Origin of the sequence: Bradyrhizobium sp. PRIMUS42, assembly GCF_023006515.1 — a bacterium.
Taxonomy (GTDB): domain Bacteria; phylum Pseudomonadota; class Alphaproteobacteria; order Rhizobiales; family Xanthobacteraceae; genus Bradyrhizobium.
Window position 1 is genome coordinate 1 of the sequence record NZ_JALBGZ010001440.1, and the last position, 640, is coordinate 640.

Genomic DNA, 640 nt, shown 5'->3' on the forward strand with positions numbered 1-640 from the left:
GCCGCCAACCGCGATCCCAAGGCCGCCGCCAAGATGTATGACGAGCTTGCTGCCGACCGCGGCGTGGGTGGTGAGTGGCAGGATCTTGCGAAGATCCGCGCCGCCGGCCTGCTGCTGGACAGCGCCAGCTATGCCGACATGCAGCAGCGGCTGGAGTCATCCGCCGCGCCCAAATCGACCTTCCGCCACAGCGCCCGCGAGATGCTGGCGCTGTCCGCCTGGCGCAACAACGACATGACCGCGGCCCGCAAATGGCTCGACGCGATTGGCGAAGACGGCGAAACGCCGCCCGGCTTGCGCTCGCGCGCCGAGGCTCTCCAGGCCCTGCTGCCGCCCGTCGCCAAGAGCTGACGACGGCCCTCTGACGTAACGAGACACACGATGCGCCGCACGCCACGCTTGATCGCAGCCGCCGTCCTGATCGCCTTCACGGGCGCCCTGGGCGGCTGCTCCAGCTTCGATCCAAGCGACATGCTCGACTTCCTCGACACCAAGAAGAAGCTGCCGGGCGACCGCAAGCCAGTCTTCCCGGAGGGGGTGCCTGGCCTCGAGCAGGGCGTCCCGAAGGATCTGTACAAGGGGGCGCAGCAGCAGCCCGATCCGAATGCGCCGGCGGTCGCGGCTTTGCCGGCGGAGCCTC

The 640-nt window shown here is 69.2% G+C and carries 2 pseudogenes; both read left to right on the top strand.

The features are described 5' to 3' along the window. Positions 1–351, top strand: a pseudogene (locus MOV75_RS40935) (hypothetical protein); the annotation flags it as partial. Between the two features lie 30 nt (positions 352–381). Next, a pseudogene (locus MOV75_RS40940) lies at positions 382–640 on the top strand (hypothetical protein); the annotation flags it as partial.